The 2,483-nt window shown below is 47.2% G+C and carries 2 protein-coding genes; both read right to left on the bottom strand.

Features of this window, described 5'->3' with window-relative positions; all coding sequences use genetic code 11:
- The coding region (guaA, locus tag BTA30_RS21620; protein WP_076764008.1) for a glutamine-hydrolyzing GMP synthase at positions 1 to 1,472 on the bottom strand (1,472 nt) is incomplete at its 3' end.
- Between the two features lie 185 nt (positions 1,473 to 1,657).
- Positions 1,658 to 2,483: DUF4129 domain-containing transglutaminase family protein (locus BTA30_RS21615; protein ID WP_142243724.1), on the bottom strand; the 826-nt coding region annotated here is incomplete at its 5' end.

Here is a 2,483-nt window from a genome sequence, read left to right as displayed (position 1 = left end):
TCATTGACGATCCGCGTTGAGATCTTCTCAAGGACGTCCCAAGGAATTCTTGCCCAGTCAGATGTCATGCCGTCGATTGAAGTGACGGCGCGAATGCCGATCGTATAATCGTATGTTCGCGCATCTCCCATGACTCCGACGCTGCGGATATCAGGAAGAACGGTGAAGTATTGCCAAATATCTTTTTCAAGATCTGCTTTGGCGATCTCTTCGCGGAGAATCGCGTCCGATTCGCGGACGATTTCCAGCTTATCTTCTGTAATTTCTCCCAAGACGCGGATGCCGAGGCCCGGTCCAGGGAACGGCTGGCGCCAAACGATCTCATCAGGAATGCCGAGTTCGGTTCCAAGCGCACGGACTTCATCTTTAAACAAAGTATTCAGCGGTTCAATCAGCTCAAACTGCATGTCTTCAGGCAGGCCGCCGACATTGTGGTGAGACTTGATCGTCTGCGCAGTCGCTGTACCGCTTTCGATAATGTCTGTATAAAGCGTGCCCTGTGCAAGGAAATCGATTCCTTTCAGCTTGTCCGCTTCATCATCAAACACATAGATAAATTCATTGCCGATGATTTTGCGTTTTTGTTCAGGATCTGAAACACCTTTCAGCTTATTCAGGAAGCGGTCTTTTGCATCCACTTTGATGACGTTCATGTTAAAGCCTTCACTGAACGTTTTCATGACGCCTTCCGCTTCACCTTTGCGAAGCAGGCCGTGATCGACGAAAATACAAGTCAGCTGGTCGCCGATCGCTTTATGGATCAATACCGCAACGACAGATGAATCGACTCCGCCGCTCAGTGCGCATAACACTTGTTTGTCACCGACTGTTTCACGGATTTTTTGCATTTCGATTTCAATGAAGTTTTCCATTGACCATTCTCCGGCACATTCACAAACACCGAAAACGAAGTTTTTCAACAGTTCATTTCCGTATTCTGAATGACGCACTTCCGGGTGAAACTGAACGCCGTACCATTTTTTATCTTTCTTGCTCATCGCTGAATTCGGGCAGTGATGGCTTGTGGCATCAACCGTAAAGCCTTCTGGAACTTCAACAACTAAATCACCATGACTCATCCAGACAACTTGTTCATTCGGAAGATCTTTAAACAGATCTGGCTCACCCTCGATATGAATGTTCGCTTTTCCGTACTCACGCTGACTTGCCGCTTCCACTTTTCCGCCAAGGTAATGAGTCATCAGCTGCATACCGTAGCAGATGCCGAGAACAGGGATATCCAATTCAAAAATCTTTTCGTCGCAGCGGAATGATCCTTCATCATACACGCTGTTCGGTCCTCCGGATAAAATAATTCCTTTCGGATTCATTTCTTTGATTTCTTCTGCCGTCAACGTATGCGGATGCAATTCACTGTATACACCAAACTCACGGATGCGACGGGTAATCAGCTGGTTGTACTGACTTCCAAAATCCAATACAAGAATCATTTCATTTACTAACTTCGTCATGGTGTCACCTCTTTATCAAATTGTTTTTTGCACAGAAAAAATGGCGGCGGACTACGGCCGTCCTGCCCCCATTCGCGGGACTTAGGCCCGGCTTGTCAGAAAACAAACCGCCGAGCCTGCCAGCAAAGTATATAAGGGTTTTTAATATTCACTTATTCTAACAATAGGACAGAAAGCGGTCAAGACTATCTCCTTTTAATTAAATTTTCCCATAACTCCGCCGAATCATTCCAAAGCTCAGCAGCATTTTCCTTTCGGTAAAGAGCTCGTTCATAACGGAGTGTTAAAGATGTCATATCAGTATTTTGAAAGCGTTCATCAACCGCCTTCGCAAATTCGCGGAGCGTCTGCCCTTCTTGTTTCTTCATCCCCTTTCGCTTCAGCTGGCGAAGGAGCTCTTCATAAGCCTTAAAGAACACCGTATCATCGCGCCGGTTTTTCAGCCTTGCGGTGACGATGGCGGGCATCCAATTTGCCCGCGTATAGTAGAGGCAGGCAGCTGCGGCAAGCAGCAGAATGAAACCGGCTGCCCCAAACCATAGAAAACTGTTGTCGCCTTGGCTTTCGGCAGTAGAATCGGCTTGAGCATTCCGTTTGGCCTCAGCTTCAGGCTTTTCGCCGTTATTCTGTTTTTTTTCAGTTTGCTGCCGCTGATCTGCGGCATTTTTCTGTTCTTCTTCCTTTTGTCCTGCGGCAGCGCCGCCTTGTTGGCTGTCCGACTGCTCTATTAACTGCTCTGGATTGACGAAACCTTTTGTCGGTTCAAATGTAACCCAGCCCTGGCCTTTAAAGTAAACTTCAACCCAAGAATGGGCATTGTTGTTCGTCACTTCATAAATATTGCGCTTCCGGTCTGCCGTCGTTCCGGCAAAATCTCCTGATGTATAGCCCTTGACCCAGCGTGCAGGGACTCCGGCCGAACGCAACAAAACGATCATGGCCGTGGAGAAATTGTCGCAATAGCCGACTTTCGTTTCAAATAAAAATTGATCGACATAATCCTGATTCTTT

Source organism: Bacillus swezeyi, from assembly GCF_001969815.1.
GTDB classification, from domain to species: domain Bacteria; phylum Bacillota; class Bacilli; order Bacillales; family Bacillaceae; genus Bacillus; species Bacillus swezeyi.
Note: the sequence above shows the minus strand (reverse complement) of the source record. Positions and strands in the feature narration are given on the sequence as shown.